Source organism: Ciceribacter thiooxidans (genome assembly GCF_014126615.1).
Classification (GTDB): Bacteria; Pseudomonadota; Alphaproteobacteria; order Rhizobiales; family Rhizobiaceae; genus Allorhizobium; species Allorhizobium thiooxidans.
This window is the reverse complement of sequence record NZ_CP059896.1, coordinates 2,465,584-2,479,795: the sequence shown is the minus strand read 5'-3', so window position 1 is coordinate 2,479,795 and position 14,212 is coordinate 2,465,584. Positions and strand designations below refer to the sequence as shown.

The following is a 14,212-nucleotide window of genomic DNA, read 5'->3' as shown; positions in this document are numbered from 1 at the left end:
CCTCCCCCTTGAGGGGGGAGGTCGCCGCAAAGCGGCGGGTGGGGGTGATCGTCAATCTCGTGGTCGCGGCCGTCATCGCTCACCCCACCCCGGACCTGCGGTCCGACCCTCCCCCTCGAGGGGAGGGTGGATGGCGAGCTGCCCCGTCACATAGTCCTCGACGAGCGCGACAGAGGCCTCGATCGACAGCGGCGCGGCTTTCAGGGATTGCCGGATGTAGAGCCCGTCGATCATCGCGGCCGCGCCGTCGGCGATGCGGCTTGCGTCGTCGGTGGGGCAGAGTGGCCGCAGGCCGGACATCAGGTTCGAATGCAGCCGCCGGGCATAGAGCGCAAGCAGCCGCCGCACCTCTTCCGAACGCTGCGCCTGCGAATAGAAGGCGAGCCAGGCGGCGACCGTTTCCGGCGCGAACTGGTCGGCGTGGAAGCTGACCCGGATCACCGCCGAGAGCCGCTCGCGCGGCGTTTGCGCACGCCGGAGAGCCTCGGCCGCATCGCGATGGAGCGCCTGCAGCAGGTTGCGGATCGTCGCGATCAGCAGCTGGTCCTTGCTGCCGAAATAGTGGTGCGCGAGCGCCGGCGACACGCCGGCCTCGCGGGCGATCTCCGACATGGTCACGGCAAGCGATCCATGATGGCCGATCGCCCGGAGTGCCGCGTCGACGAGCGCCTTGCGGCGCACCGGCTCCATTCCGACCTTGGGCATTGCTTTCTCCAGAATTTTCGTGATTTTATTTTTGATTGACTGATCAATCAACAAAAATCTTGCGGACGGACAGCGCTTGGTTGGGAGGCGTGAAGGGCCGTGCCTCGCGCCCGTCCCAACGGTTGTCCGCAGCCTGGTCCTGCAACTCTTTCAATGACTTTGCCGGCGACCGGTGTTATCGTCCGGAAGATACAGGAGGGTGCTGCCATGATTGACGATCTCGGGCCTGTCCGTTTCTCCGCTCTGCGCGACAAGTGGGGCTGGCTTCTCGCCCTCGGCGTGATCACGCTGATCCTCGGGGCCTTGCGCTCGCCAACCTCTTTCTCGCGACCGTCGCCTCGGTCTACTACATCGGCGCGCTGATGCTGGTCGGCGGCGTCATGCATCTCATCCATGCCTTCCAGGTGAAGGGTTGGGAGGCGGTTCTCTTCTGGGCGCTGAGCGGTGTTCTCTATACGCTCGCCGGCATCATGACCTTCCAGAACCCGCTGCTGGCGTCGGCCGTGCTCACCCTGCTGATCGGACTGGCGTTGATCGCCGCGGGCATCTTCCGTTTCTGGGCGGGGCTCAAGCTCAAGGGCACGAGCGGCTGGCGCTGGCTCACCTTCAGCGGCGCGGTCACCATCCTCGCCGGCTTCGTCATCGCCATGGGCTGGCCGGTGAACAGTCTCTGGGTGCTCGGCCTCTTCCTCGCCATCGACCTCCTGATGCAGGGCTGGTCGATGATCGCGCTGGCGCTTGCGATCCGCGCCTGACCGCCACTAAAGTTTCATCCAACTGTCATCTTTGGGAAAGGGTTTCTTGACGAATTTCCCCGAGCCTTCCGGTCAAAAGAACAAGGCTTTGCTCGGAGAAATCTCATATGAACGCCAGCGCTGCCGCGGAAGCGGGGAATGTGCGCCGTTTCGCCAAGGACCAATTGCTGACGCTTGCCAAGCTGGTGGTCGAGAATGCGCTGCAGCCGATCGTGGAGATCGGCACCGGAGAGGTCTTCGGCTATGAGAGCCTGATGCGCGGCCACGAGCGCCTCGGCTTCAACTCGCCGCTCGAAATGCTAGACCAGGCGGAAAGTGCGGGCGATCTCCTCGCCTTCGAGCAGATGGTCGCAAGCCGGGCGCTGGCAAAGTTCTCGGCGGTGCCGAATTTCGCCGGCCACACGCTCTTCCTCAATCTCGACGTCCGGCTGATCCCGCACGGCGACCAGCTGCTCGACACGCTGCTCGAACACCTGCGCAAGGCCAACATTCCGCCGTCCTCCGTCTGCTTCGAGCTTTCCGAACGCTTCGACAATACCAGCGTTCCGGAATTCGCCGATCTTGTCGCGCGCATGCGCCGCTCCGGCTTCAAGCTCGCGATCGACGATTTCGGCGTCGGCCACGGCGAGATGAAGCTCCTCTGCGACTTCCCGATCGATTACGTGAAGATCGACCGCCATTTCATCGCAGGGCTGGACGAGAACCCGCGCAAGCGCCACCTCGTCCGCAACATCGTCAGCTTTTCCCATGTGCTCGGCGTCCGGGTGATCGCCGAAGGCATCGAGACGGAGGGCGAGTTCCTCGCTTGCCGCGAATTCGGCGTCGACCTCGTGCAGGGCTGGTACATCGCCCGGCCGTCCACCCTGATTGCCGAACTCAAGCCTTCCTTCCACCACTTGCAGGATGTGGGCAAGGCCCGCCGCAGCAGCCAGTCGCTCGACGAGATCCTCATCCGCCGGCAGATCGAGCTTCTGCCGACGGTCTACGAGCACGAGGGCATCGACAGCGTCTTCGACCTCTTCCGGCGCAATCCGCAGCAGTCCTTCTTTCCGGTGCTGAACGCCAACAACGAGCCGCGCGGCATCATCTGCGAGGCGCCGCTAAAGGAATTCATCTACCGCCCCTTCGGCCGCGACCTGCTGAAGAACAAGGTCTACGAGCGTTCCGTCGCCAATTTCGTCGAGCGCGCGCCGATCGTCGGCCTCGATGCCGACGCCGAGCGGCTGATGTCGATCTTCGCCAACATGGAAGGCTCGGACTGCGTCATCCTCACCGAGAACATGCGCTATGCCGGCGTCGTCTCGGCCGCCTCGCTGATCCGCGTCATCAACGAGAAGCAGCTGCAAATCGCCCAGGACCAGAACCCGCTGACCGGGCTTCCCGGCAACCGCGCGATCCGTGACTTCATGCAGGATGCCGCCCGCGACGGCGACGATGTCCGTCATCTGTGCTACTGCGACTTCGACAACTTCAAGCCCTTCAACGATCACTACGGCTTCCACCTCGGCGACCATGCGATCACGCTGTTTGCCGCGCTGCTGCGCCGCTACTTCTTCTCCGAGGGCGATTTCCTCGGTCATGTCGGCGGCGACGATTTCTTCATCGGCGTCCGCGACTGGACGCGCGAGGAACTGACGGAAATCCTCGACCGGCTGCTCTCGGATTTCCATGTCGATGCCGCCGAACTCTATTCGGCGGAGGACCGGGCGGCCGGCATGATCCGCGGCCACGACCGGCAGGGCAGGGAGCGCGACTTCCCGCTGATGCGCTGCTCGATCGGCGTGCTCGAACTGCCGGCGGACCTCGTCATCGAGGACATCCAGCGCGTCAGCGCCGAGATCGCCGGCATCAAGAAGCGCGCCAAGGAAAGCGAGAGCGGCCTCGCGATCGAGGTTTTCGGCGGAATCGGCGCCTGACCGGCCCGTCCGTCGGGTGCGCTATGCCCCTCCCGCGGCAATGAGCCTCCTTTTCACCACAGGCGTGCTGCTCTATGCCGTTTCCAGTGAGTGCAAAGAGGAGTTGCCGCCATGACGCTGCCCGCATCGATGTGTTTTGTCGATCTGCCCTCCTACGGCCCGCCGGAGGTGATGGTGCTGGGTTCCTCGGCGCTGCCGAGCCTCGGACCGGGCGATATCCTGATCCGTGTCGAGGCGGCCGGCGTCAACCGGCCGGACGTCGCCCAGCGGCAGGGCATCTATCCGCCGCCGAAGGGCGCAAGCCCCGTGCTCGGGCTGGAGGTCGCCGGCGAGGTGGTGGCACTCGGTCACGGCGTCGAGGAATTCGAGATCGGCGACAAGGTCTGCGCGCTCGCCAATGGCGGCGGCTATGCCGAATATTGCGCCGTGCCGGCCGGGCAGGCGCTGCCCTGGCCGAAGGGCTTCGACGCGGTGCAGGCCACAGCACTCCCCGAAACCTTCTTCACCGTCTGGGCGAACCTCTTCCAGATGGCCGGCCTCACCGAAGGCGAGAGCGTACTCATCCACGGCGGCACCAGCGGCATCGGCACGACGGCGATCCAGCTCGCCAAGGCCTTCGGCGCCGAGGTCTTCGCGACCGCCGGCTCGGCGGAGAAGTGCGAGGCCTGCGTGCGGCTCGGCGCCAAGCGCGCCATCAACTACCGCGAGGAGGATTTCGTCGAGGTCATCCGCGCCGAAACCGGCAAGCGCGGCGTGGATACGATCCTCGACATGATCGGGGCGCGCTATTTCGAGAAGAACCTTTCAAGCCTCGCCAAGGACGGCTGCCTGTCGATGATCGCCTTCCTCGGCGGTTCGGTCGTCGAGAAGCTCGACCTCACCCCGATCATGGTGAAGCGCCTGACGATCACCGGCTCGACCATGCGCCCGCGCACGGCCGAGGAGAAGCGCGGCATTCGCGACGAACTCGTCGCCGAAGTCTGGCCGCTGCTTGAGGCCGGCACCGTCGCCCCGGTGATCCACAGCGTCCTGCCTTTCGCCGATGTCGCCGAGGCGCACCGCCTGATGGAATCGAGCCGGCACATCGGCAAGATCGTCCTCAAGCTTCCCTGACCCACAGGCTACAACCGGGGGTATCGACGCCCCGCAAAAGGCCTGCCATCCCTCCGGTTTCGCAGGGAACTGCAACGATGCCGTCGCGGACAAGCGCTTGACGCCTTCCCGCAGGCGGGGGAGTGTCGGGCATGACACCGGTAGCCATGGCACAGGGAGCGGTGACGCATGACGGAGGCATTCTCACAGGCTGTTCGCGAGTTCGAGGCGGGGCGGTTCCGCTCGGCCCTGGCGAAAGCCGGTGAGGCGCTCGCCGCGCCGGACGGCGGGGAGGAGGATGCGCTGCTTCGCCTGATCGGCGACATCCACCTGAAAATGGGCGAGCGCATCGAGGCGGCGGACGCCCTCGTCCGGGCGGCGGAGGTGTCGGACGCCCCGGCCGCGGCGGAATGCCTGAGACGCGCGGTCACGCTCTATGCCGCAGAAGGCGCGACGGACAGCATCCTTCCCGTCGGCCTGCGGGCGGCCAGCCTCAATCCGGATGACAGCGAACTTGCCTTCGCGGTGGCGAGCGCCTTCTTCAGCCGAGGACGGCTGCAGGAGATGGAGCCGTTGCTCGACCGTCTCGACCGCTGCATCGACCGGCACCTTGCTCTCGTCGTCAACCATCACCGGCTGACCGGCCGTTTCGAGGAACTCTGCCGGGAGCTCGACGAGGGGCTGAAGGCGAGCCCGTGGAACTGGTTTCTCAACGCCTCCCGTTTCGCCGTCGCCCGCGAGGTTCTCGATTTCGCCACCATGGCCCGGCACGAGGCGCTGATGAAGGAGCCGGACGCCCCGTTTTCGGCCGGCTTGCTTGCCCGTGAACGGGCGCTCACCCGCCTCATCTGGAGCGAGGACGAGGCGCTCAATGCGCGTCCCTCGCTGGAAACGGCGGGCTACGCCGTGACGCGCCCCTCCGCCGGACACGGCCGGCGGCGGCCCTTTTCGCCACCCGGTGAAAAGATCCGCATCGGCTATCTCTCCAACGATTTCTACTGTCATCCGATGATGACGCTCTTCCTGCGGGCGATGGCCTCGCACGATCCTGAGCGTTTCGATCTTCGCCTCTTTTCCTATACCGAGCCCCACGCGGCCGTGAAGCAGGAGGAGTGGCCGGAGCATCTGCGGCGGGCGGTGATCCCGGTCGGCGAGCTCAGCGACGCCGCGGCTGCCGAACGCATCGACGCTGCGCGGATCGACATCCTCGTCGACCTGAAGGGGCACACGATGGGTGCACGCCTCGGCATCGTCAATCTTTGCGGCGCCCCGGTGAAGGCGACCTATCTCGGCTATCCGGGCAGCGTCACCGGCGTCGACCTCGACTACGCGATCACCGATCCGGTGGTGACGCCGGATACCAGCAAGCCTTTCTACGGCGAGAAGCTCTGCCGCCTGCCGGAAACCTACCAGGCGAACGACTGGCGGGCGCGGCCGCTGCCGGCCTATATGGAGCGCGAGGATGCCGGCCTGCCGGAGGATGCCTTCGTCTTCGGCGCCTTCAACGCCCCCTACAAGATCACCCCGCGCACGCTTGCCCTCTGGGCCGAGGTGCTGCGGGCGGTGCCGGACTCCGTTCTCTGGGTCCTCTGTCCTCTCCCGCTTGCGAGGCAAAACCTGCTCGCCGCACTGGAGGCGCAGGGCGTTGCGCGCCCACGCGTCTTCTTCGCCGAGCGCAAGCCGGGGCGGCCCATATCGACCGCCTGCCGCTTGCCGATCTCGGCCTCGACACGCTTCCCTTCAACGGCGGCGCGACGACCGCCGACCTGCTCTGGGCCGGGCTGCCGCTCCTCACCGTCCGCGGCCGGTCCTTCGCCGCCCGCACGTCGGCGAGCCTCCTTCTCGCCGCCGGTCTGCCGGAACTCGTCGCCGAAGACGACCGCGCCTTCGTCGATACCGCAGTCACGCTAGCCCGCGATCCCTTTGCGTTGACCGGGCTTCGCCAGCACCTCGATGCCGGGCGTTTCCTGCGCCCACTCTTCGACGGCGAACGTTTTACCCGCCATCTCGAACGCGCCTACGAGATGATGGCGGCGCGGGCGCGGGCGGGGCTTGCCCCCGACCATATCGACGTGCCCGCCGATCCGCCGCGCACCGCACCGTTCCACGGCCCGTGAGGGCGGATCGCCTATTTTAGTATTTGTGCTTGTAACGCCGCGGTTCCGCTCCTATCTTCAATCCAACGTCAACGTAACGAAGGGAGGTGATCCGATGTCTAGTGAGATTTCGGTTTGCGTGAAGGGCTTGGTCAAGGCGTCGGTCACGACGGGGCAGCCCTCGGCCTGATCCGAGCTTTGATCGGAGCGGCGATACGCCGATCCGGGTCCTTCTCCGGACCAAACTCATGGAAGGACCGCCTCGCGCGGTCCTTTTTTTGTTCGTGGCGCCGGTCTCTCCCGATGCATCGCGCGGCCGGATGGTCTATCAACGACGGCAGTCGAAACAGGATCGAGATCTGCCATGTCGAACCCCGTCACCGTCGAAGTCACCCGTGGAAATCTCGTCGAAAGCCGCCATCGCGGCATCGCCGTCGTGGTCGACGGCCATGGCGACGTGATGACTGCAGTGGGCGACATTGAGGCGCCGACCTTCCCGCGTTCGGCCTGCAAGGCGATGCAGGCGCTGCCGCTGGTCGAGAGCGGTGCCGCCGACGCCTACGGCTTCGGCAATCGTGAGCTGGCGCTCGCCTGCTCCTCCCATTCCGGCGAGGACGCCCATGTCGAGACGGCCGCCGCCATGCTCGCCAAGGCCGGGCGCAGCGTCGAGACGCTCGAATGCGGCGCCCACTGGTCTTTCGACCAGGCGACCCTCATCCATCAGGCCCGCACGCTCGAGAGGCCGACCGCCCTTCACAACAACTGCTCCGGAAAGCATTCGGGCTTCGTCTGTGCCTCGTGCCACATGGGCTTCGATCCGAAGGGCTACGTCGATTACGACCATCCGCTGCAGGCGGAAATCCGCGCCGTCATGGCGGACTTGACCGGCACGCCGCTCGGCCGCGACAACTGCGGCACCGACGGCTGCTCAATCCCGACCTATGCCGTGCCGCTCGTTGCGCTCGCCCGCGGTTTTTCGAAGATGGCGACGGGCAGGGGGCTCGGCGCCGCCCGCGCCGCTGCCTCCCGCCGGCTGATCGAGGCCTGCATGGCCGAACCCTTCTTCGTCGCCGGCACCAAGCGCTTCTGCACGAAGCTGATGCAAGTGGCGCCGGGCCGGATCTTCGCCAAGACCGGCGCGGAAGGCGTCTTCTGCGCACTGATCCCGGAAACCGGCGTCTCGATCGCCGTCAAGTGTGAGGACGGCACGAGCCGCGCCGCCGAGGCGATGGTCGCCGCCTTGCTCGCCCGCCAGTTCGACAGGGACAGCGCCGAAGAGACTGCCCTTATGGGCATGGCGAACCATTCCATGCGCAACTGGAACGGCCTGCACGTCGGCGACGTGCGGGTGACGGACGCGCTGTTTTCGTGAGGGTCGAGCACCTCACTCCGTCATCCCGGCCTTGAGCCGCGATCCAGCCGGCGAGCGTCCGCAAGCCGAAAAGACACTCTTCTCCTACGGGTCGCGCCCAAAGCGTCCCCCCCCCCGCGATGGACATCGCGCGACTGGATGCCGGGTCAAGCCCGGCATGACGGCAAGTGTTTGCATCACGGGAGAATACAACCCAAGCTTGAGTTTGCCGGTTCCGGGTGCCCATAATGCGGCGATGAAGGGCTATGTTTATATTCTCGCCTCGCAACGTAACGGTACGCTCTATACCGGCGTGACCAGCGATCTGGCGCGCCGCCTCTACGAACACCAGCATGAACTTATCCCCGGCTTTACCAGCCGCTACGGTGTCAAAACGCTGGTCTGGTTCGAGGAGCATGACCTTGTGACCGATGCAATCGTACGCGAGAAGACGATCAAGAAATGGCCACGCAAATGGAAGCTCGACCTGATCGAGACCCTCAATCCCGACTGGCAGGATATCAGCCATTATCTCCATGGTCTCTGAAGCGCCGGAGCGGAAGAGATCTCAGGGGGCACCTTCGTCTCCGTCCTTCCGGAGGCAGCTCACTCCGTCGGTCTCGCAGGCGCTCTACCACTCGGCGACACCCCCTCCGTCATCCCGGCCCTGAGCCGGGATCCAGCCGGCGAGCGTCCGCGAGCCGAAAAGACTCTTCTTCTACGCGTCGCTCCCAAAGGTCTCCCGCGCGATGGACATCGCGCCGCTGGATGCCGGATCAAGTCCGGCATGACGGTAAGGTGTTTGCGTCGCCGAAAAGACTCGTCCCTTGCTCATAAGTCTTCTGCGCAATGGACATTGACCCATCACCCCCGTCGCCCCCTCACACGGCGAAGATCGCGAGGTCGTCGGTGAAGGCCTTGAATTCCAGCGCATTGCCCGAGGGGTCGAAGACGAACATGGTGCGCTGTTCGCCGGCCTGTCCCTCGAAGCGGAGCTTGGGTTTCAGCCCCCAGCGGGTCGCCGGATCGGCCTCGAGCCGGCGCGCCAGCGCGACGAAGTCGTCGGTGCCGAGGATCACCCCGAAATGCGGGATCGGCACCACGTCGCCGTCGACCGAGCCGCTCGCCGTGTCCTTCGGCATTTCGGAGCGCAGGTGCGCCGACATCTGGTGCCCGAAGAGATCGAAGTCGATCCACTTGCCGGGGCTTTCGCGGCCGATCCGGCAGCCGAGCACGGTGCCGTAGAAATGCCGCGTCGCCTCGAGGTCGGTGACGGGAAAAGCCAGATGAAACGGGCGCATGGATCCTCCTCCGTAAGCTGTCCTCGGACCAAGCCTAGCGTCTTCCCGCCGCCATGCAAGCCGGACGGGCCCCTGACCGTCAGGGCGTCGGCTCGGAAAGCCGCTTTTCCCACATCGCCTTGAAGGCGGCCCGCGACTGGCAGCGCGCGAGCCAGGCCTTCAGCTTCGGATGCGCGTCGAAGAGCGGCGCGTGCGCCTGCGCGTAGCGGACGATCTCGGCGAGGTTGATGTCTGCGACGGTGAAGCGGCCCCCGACCAGATAGTCGTTCTCGGAAAAATGCCGTTCGAGCACGGCGAACGGCCGCTTGAGCAGACGCGCCACCGCCTCCACCTCGTCCTTGCTGCTTTCGAGCCGGCCTTCCGCGGCGGCCGTCGATATTTTCAGCGCGTTGGTCTCGATCTCGGTGGCGCCGAAGAACGACCACTGCGTCATCAGCGCGTCCTCGCGGAGATCGGCGGGTGCGAGCGGCCCGCCATGCTTCTTGGCGAGATAGAGGTTGATCGCCATGCTCTCGAAGAGCACCAGCCCGTCGTCCTCCATCGCCGGGATGACGCCCATCGGGCAGAGCTCGAGAAAGGCGGGCGTGCGGGTGTTGATCTGCGCGTCTTCGGCAAGCGGGTCGTCGAGCTTGCGGGCCTGGAGAACCGGCACGTGCTCGAAGGCGAGGCCGAGTTCGCCGGCGAGCCAGAGCGGGCGCGTCGCCCTCGATTTGTAGACGCCGTAGATCTTGAGCATAGGGGGGAATCTCCTGTCGGAAACGGGGCGGGTCGGCGGCAAGCCTAGCGGCAAAACCGCGGCGCTTGAAGCGGGTTCTGCCGGTGCTCCGAGATTTCCGCCGCCCGTCTCAGAGTGCGCGGTTGCCCTCGATCACCAGAGGGGCGGGGGCGTCACCGCCGGTGACGAGGTCGCCGGTCGCCCGGTCCTTCCAGCGGTAGCCGACGATCGCGCCGTCCTTCGCGCCTTCGATCAGGTTGCCGGAGAGCATCGCCGTGCCAGCCCCTTCGACCACCGAGACGGCGATGCCGACCGGGGCACCGCGGATGATGTTGCCGCTCGCCAGCACGTTGCGCAGGTAGGGACCCCAGCCGATCATCAGGCCGGCGCGCGGGGCGTTCTCGATCACGTTGCCGGAGATCGCCGTATCCGCCTCGGCCGAGATGCCGATGCCGAAGCCCGCCTCGTCGTTGGCATAGGGGCCTTTGAGCGACAGGTTGCGGATGACGTTGGCGCCGACGCTCGCAAGCCGCCCGCCCTCGTTGAAATTGACGGCGACGATGCCGTTCGCCGCCCCGTCGACGAGGTTGGACGAGACGATCGCCCCCTCGAAGGCGAACTCGACGAAGATCGCCGTCTCGCCCGAGCGCAGGCACTGGTTGCCGGTGATCTGCACGTCGGAGGAGGAGTTGGCGCGGATCGCCGAGAAGGCGCAGTCGGAGACGTGGTTGCCGGAAACGATCACGTTGTCGGCGCGGAAGAGATTGATGCCGTTGCCGTTCTGCCCGGTGCCGCCGTCGTTGGCGGCGATCCGCGCGATGCGGTTGCCGGAGATCACGCTCTCGTCGGCGCCCTTCGTCCAGCGATGCACGAGGATGCCGCCGTTGCCGCAGTCGGAAATGTGGTTGCCGGTGACGGAGAGCGCGTTGCCTTCGTGCGAGATGAGCGCGGCGAGGGCGGCGCCGGTGACGCGGTTGTCCTCGAAGCGTCCGCCGCAGCGCTCCAGCGAGACGGCGTGCTTGCGGCTGCCGGCGATCTCGCAATTGACGATCCTGAGATCGGCGACGTTGCGGAAGGAAAGCAGCGCCTCGGTATGGTCGCCGAGCCAGCTGTTGGCGCCGTCGAGCACGATGTCGGCAATGTCGATGCGCGCGGTGTCGGCGGCGGCAATCAGGTGGCCGTCGCCGCTGTAGGAAAGCCGGGTGGCGCCCGGCACGCCGGAAAGCCGGGTGCCGTCCGGCAGGGTGAGATTGGAGACGCTGTAATTGCCGGGCGGCAGGAAGACCTCCAGCCCCTTCGCCGCCGCCTCGTCGAGAAGCGCCTGCATCCGCCGGCTCAAGTTGTCGGAGGCGCCAGGCAGGATGCCGGCCTTGGCGGCGTCGATCGAGCCGCGCAGCTCGGTGCCCGCCACATTGGAGGCGGCGCCCGCCGGCCCGCTGCCGATCGCGGCGGCAAGCGCCCCGCCCACAAGTCCGGTGATCACCTCGCGTCTCGTCGCCATCGCCCGCCCCGTCCGTTCTTTGCCTTTTCCCCGCCCTCGCGGCGGCGCGATCATGCGCGAACTTGCCGCAGGGCGACAAGGCCGATTCGTGCCGTTCGGGTGTGTCTGCCGTCGGCATCGTTTGTTCTAGATCAATGCACCTCATTCCCGCAGTAATAGTCTCGGATGCGTGATATTTGACGGAGGTCATAAATGTTTCGTCTTTCTGCGGTCCTCTATATTCTTGTCGCGACGGCGCTGGCCGGCGCTGCGGTAACGGCTGTTCTTTCGCTCGGCATGATGGAACGCTGGCAGATCGCCGGCGCATTCGCCGCCGGCTGCGTGCTGGCATTGCCGGTTGCGGCGGTTCTCGGCAAGAAGATCTATACGGCGATGAAGCCGCCGATGGCCTGATCCCTTAGGGGGAAGCAAGGCGCGCTTGTCGACACCGAGCGGCGGTCAGGTGTTGGCGGACCCTTGGCGCGCCACTGCTGGCTCCGGCCGGCCGCGACACATCGTCGGCGGCCGGCCGGAGTTTATTTATTAATTCTTACAAGTATAATCAAGTATATTTAGGCCTTCGGTTCGGGCGCGGATTGTTGCGGCCTGCGGTCCCGACGACAGCTTCGCGCCAGCCGCGTCTGGCAGGGTGTCGCAAGTTTTGAGCGGCATGAAGCGGTGGACCATGGTGGCAAAGGCTATTTCTTCGAAGGTCGGGACCTTGCGGCGCGTCGGCGGTCTCGTCGCCGGTGCCGTGATGCTTTCGTCGCTGGGCGGTTGCCTCTTCGTGACCGATACCAGTCGCATGAACATCGAGGTCTTCCAGGACGAGGTGGCGCCGGTCTGGAACGAGCCCGCCCGCGTGCTTCCGTCCGAGAGCCAGCCGGTGCCGCAGCAGCGCCTCTACTCCACCCAGTTCCACCAGACCTACGGGCTTCCCGTCACCAACCCGATCCATCGCACGATGTACGGGATCATGCGCGACGAGGGCCATACGCTGCCGCCGATCCCGCTCGACCGCGTCGACCGGCGCTACCTGCGCGAGGAGGTGGATTATCCGACCTCGGAAAAGCCGGGCACCATCGTCGTCGATACCAAGGCGCATTTCCTCTATTTCGTCGAGCCGGGCGGCAAGGCGATCCGCTACGGCGTCGGCCTCGGCCGCGCCGGCTTTTCCTGGTCGGGACGCGGCGTCATTGCGCTCAAGCAGAAATGGCCGCGCTGGACCCCGAGCAGCGAGATGGTCTCGCGCCAGCCGGACCTGCGCCCGTTCTCGGCCTCCGAAGGCGGGCTGGAGGCCGGCCTCAACAATCCGCTCGGTGCCCGCGCGCTCTACATCTATCAGGACGGCAAGGACACGCTCTACCGCGTCCACGGCACGCCGGACTGGCAGTCGGTCGGCAAGGCCACCTCGTCCGGCTGCGTGCGGATGTTCAACCAGGACATCATCGATCTCTACGATCGCGTCGGCGGCAAGGCCCCGATCGTCGTCCTCTGACGGCGGCGGCCGCTCTCCGCGCCATCGCGCAAATGTGAATACTTCCTGCGGCATCACCGTGTATGTCTTTTAGCGACCCGTCATGTCACAACATGGCGTAAGGGGAACGTTTAGGGTTTCACCGCTTTAATCCTTCCCCGACCCCGAAACTGCACAGGAAGCCCGATTCCCCCATGACACTTCCCGGTTCCCTCTCTCGGCGCGCCTTTCTTTCCCTCTCCGGTGTCGGCGCCGCAAGCCTGCTTGCGGGCTGCGCCTCCTCCGGTACCTACAATCGTCCTTACGCTCCGGCGCCGGCCTATGGCGGCCCGATGAGCATCGCCCGTCCACCCGCCCGCGGTTCGGCCGAGGTCGCGGCGATGTACAGCGAGATCGTCGACGGCGGTTTCGTCATCCCCGCGGTGCCCTACGAGCGGATCGACCCGCGCTACTATCGCCAGCGGGTCATCGATCCGACCGGCCAGCCGCCGGGCACCATCGTCGTCGATACGCCCTCGCGCTTCCTCTATTTGGTCGAATCAGGTGGAACCGCGATGCGCTACGGCGTCGGCATCGGCCGCGAGGGCTTCGCCTGGCAGGGCACCGGCGTCATCCAGTGGCGCCAGAAATGGCCGAAATGGACGCCGCCGGGAGAGATGATCGCCCGCCAGCCGGAGCTTGCGAAATATTCGGCCGACAACGGCGGCATGCCGCCCGGCCTCAAGAACCCGCTCGGCGCTCGCGCGCTCTACATCTTCCAGAACGGCGAAGACACGCTCTACCGCCTGCACGGCTCGCCGGAATGGCAGTCGATCGGCAAGGCGGTCTCCTCCGGCTGCGTGCGCCTGATGAACCAGGACGTCATCGACCTCTACGACCGCGTCCCGAACAAGGCCCGCATCGTCGTCTGGCAGTAGAGGCGGCTCGGGGCTGCGGGGCCGGGGAGGGGCCCCGGAAGTTCCTGTCGCGGCTGAAGGAAGTATCCGAAGTCAGGCAACAAATGCCGCCGAGTGATACCGGCGCGGCGTTGGCACCTTCATTGCGGGCGTTGTTGCCTACTCGTCGCGCAATCCCTAAAAGCGGTCACTGAGACAGGGCCACCTGCAATGTCGGAGACCAGGTCGTTCTCGTCTTTCTGCTTATGAGATTGTATGTGACAGATGCCAATTGCCTAAAAGCACAGGCCCGCGGTGGCGGGAGTCGAACCCGCATCACCTTACCCGTCCTGACGAGCAGGCACGTAGAAAGTAAGGGCTCTATCCGTTAAGCTACACCGCACCGTCCGGACCGCAGGTTTGTTCTATCAAAGTCGTGGTCTCGGTTG

General features: G+C 65.8%; 12 protein-coding genes, 1 tRNA gene and 2 pseudogenes. 10 read left to right on the top strand and 5 right to left on the bottom strand.

Going from position 1 to position 14,212, the window contains the following annotated elements:
* Window positions 1-72: 72 nt before the first annotated feature.
* The gene (gene betI / locus H4I97_RS12120) at window positions 73-705 is read right to left on the bottom strand and encodes a transcriptional regulator BetI (protein WP_182304901.1); all 633 of its coding nucleotides are present in this window, start codon (window positions 703-705) and stop codon (window positions 73-75) included.
* A gap of 207 nt (window positions 706-912) precedes the next feature.
* Here betI and H4I97_RS12115 point away from each other — a divergent pair.
* The 7 genes and pseudogenes from H4I97_RS12115 to H4I97_RS12085 all read left to right on the top strand — a co-directional run bounded on the left by H4I97_RS12115 (window position 913) and on the right by H4I97_RS12085 (window position 8,462).
* A pseudogene (locus tag H4I97_RS12115) lies at window positions 913-1,460 on the top strand (HdeD family acid-resistance protein).
* A gap of 107 nt (window positions 1,461-1,567) precedes the next feature.
* Window positions 1,568-3,376: a bifunctional diguanylate cyclase/phosphodiesterase gene (locus H4I97_RS12110; RefSeq protein ID WP_182304900.1), complete on the top strand. Its 1,809-nt coding sequence runs from the start codon at window positions 1,568-1,570 to the stop codon at window positions 3,374-3,376.
* 111 nt (window positions 3,377-3,487) lie between these two features.
* On the top strand, window positions 3,488-4,489 hold the full coding sequence (locus H4I97_RS12105) for an NAD(P)H-quinone oxidoreductase (protein WP_182304899.1): 1,002 nt from the start codon (window positions 3,488-3,490) through the stop codon (window positions 4,487-4,489).
* Between the two features lie 168 nt (window positions 4,490-4,657).
* Window positions 4,658-6,082 (top strand): annotated as a pseudogene (locus H4I97_RS24860) (O-linked N-acetylglucosamine transferase family protein); the annotation flags it as partial.
* Window positions 6,010-6,585, top strand: coding sequence for an O-linked N-acetylglucosamine transferase family protein (locus H4I97_RS24795; RefSeq protein ID WP_280527691.1), 576 nt, complete (start codon window positions 6,010-6,012; stop codon window positions 6,583-6,585). The pseudogene H4I97_RS24860 and the gene H4I97_RS24795, both read left to right, overlap by 73 nt.
* Window positions 6,586-6,928: 343 nt before the next feature.
* Complete coding sequence (locus H4I97_RS12090) at window positions 6,929-7,936, top strand: asparaginase (protein WP_182304897.1); 1,008 nt, start codon at window positions 6,929-6,931, stop codon at window positions 7,934-7,936.
* 235 nt (window positions 7,937-8,171) lie between these two features.
* Window positions 8,172-8,462 (top strand): GIY-YIG nuclease family protein, encoded by a 291-nt coding sequence (locus H4I97_RS12085; RefSeq protein ID WP_148175671.1) that lies wholly within the window; start codon window positions 8,172-8,174, stop codon window positions 8,460-8,462.
* Window positions 8,463-8,796: 334 nt separating this feature from the next.
* On the opposite strand, the gene H4I97_RS12080 is transcribed toward H4I97_RS12085, so the two are convergent.
* The 3 genes from H4I97_RS12080 to H4I97_RS12070 all read right to left on the bottom strand — a co-directional run bounded on the left by H4I97_RS12080 (window position 8,797) and on the right by H4I97_RS12070 (window position 11,432).
* Window positions 8,797-9,216 carry a VOC family protein gene (locus H4I97_RS12080; protein WP_182304896.1) on the bottom strand — a complete coding sequence of 140 codons (420 nt, stop codon included), beginning with the start codon at window positions 9,214-9,216 and terminating at the stop codon, window positions 8,797-8,799.
* A 79-nt stretch (window positions 9,217-9,295) separates the two neighbouring features.
* Window positions 9,296-9,952, bottom strand: a complete 657-nt coding sequence (locus tag H4I97_RS12075) for a glutathione S-transferase family protein (protein WP_182304895.1) — start codon at window positions 9,950-9,952, stop codon at window positions 9,296-9,298.
* 109 nt (window positions 9,953-10,061) lie between these two features.
* Window positions 10,062-11,432: a TIGR03808 family TAT-translocated repetitive protein gene (locus H4I97_RS12070; RefSeq protein ID WP_182304894.1), complete on the bottom strand. Its 1,371-nt coding sequence runs from the start codon at window positions 11,430-11,432 to the stop codon at window positions 10,062-10,064.
* A gap of 192 nt (window positions 11,433-11,624) precedes the next feature.
* Between H4I97_RS12070 and H4I97_RS12065 the strand changes: the two genes are divergently transcribed.
* The 3 genes from H4I97_RS12065 (at window position 11,625) to H4I97_RS12055 (ending at window position 13,805) form a co-directional block, all read left to right on the top strand.
* Window positions 11,625-11,825 carry a hypothetical protein gene (locus H4I97_RS12065; RefSeq protein ID WP_182304893.1) on the top strand — a complete coding sequence of 67 codons (201 nt, stop codon included), beginning with the start codon at window positions 11,625-11,627 and terminating at the stop codon, window positions 11,823-11,825.
* Between the two features lie 343 nt (window positions 11,826-12,168).
* Window positions 12,169-12,909 carry a L,D-transpeptidase gene (locus H4I97_RS12060; protein WP_378143504.1) on the top strand — a complete coding sequence of 247 codons (741 nt, stop codon included), beginning with the start codon at window positions 12,169-12,171 and terminating at the stop codon, window positions 12,907-12,909.
* A gap of 173 nt (window positions 12,910-13,082) precedes the next feature.
* Window positions 13,083-13,805: a L,D-transpeptidase gene (locus H4I97_RS12055; protein WP_182304892.1), complete on the top strand. Its 723-nt coding sequence runs from the start codon at window positions 13,083-13,085 to the stop codon at window positions 13,803-13,805.
* A 268-nt stretch (window positions 13,806-14,073) separates the two neighbouring features.
* On the opposite strand, the gene H4I97_RS12050 is transcribed toward H4I97_RS12055, so the two are convergent.
* Window positions 14,074-14,166, bottom strand: a tRNA-Arg gene (locus tag H4I97_RS12050).
* Window positions 14,167-14,212 lie beyond the last annotated feature (46 nt).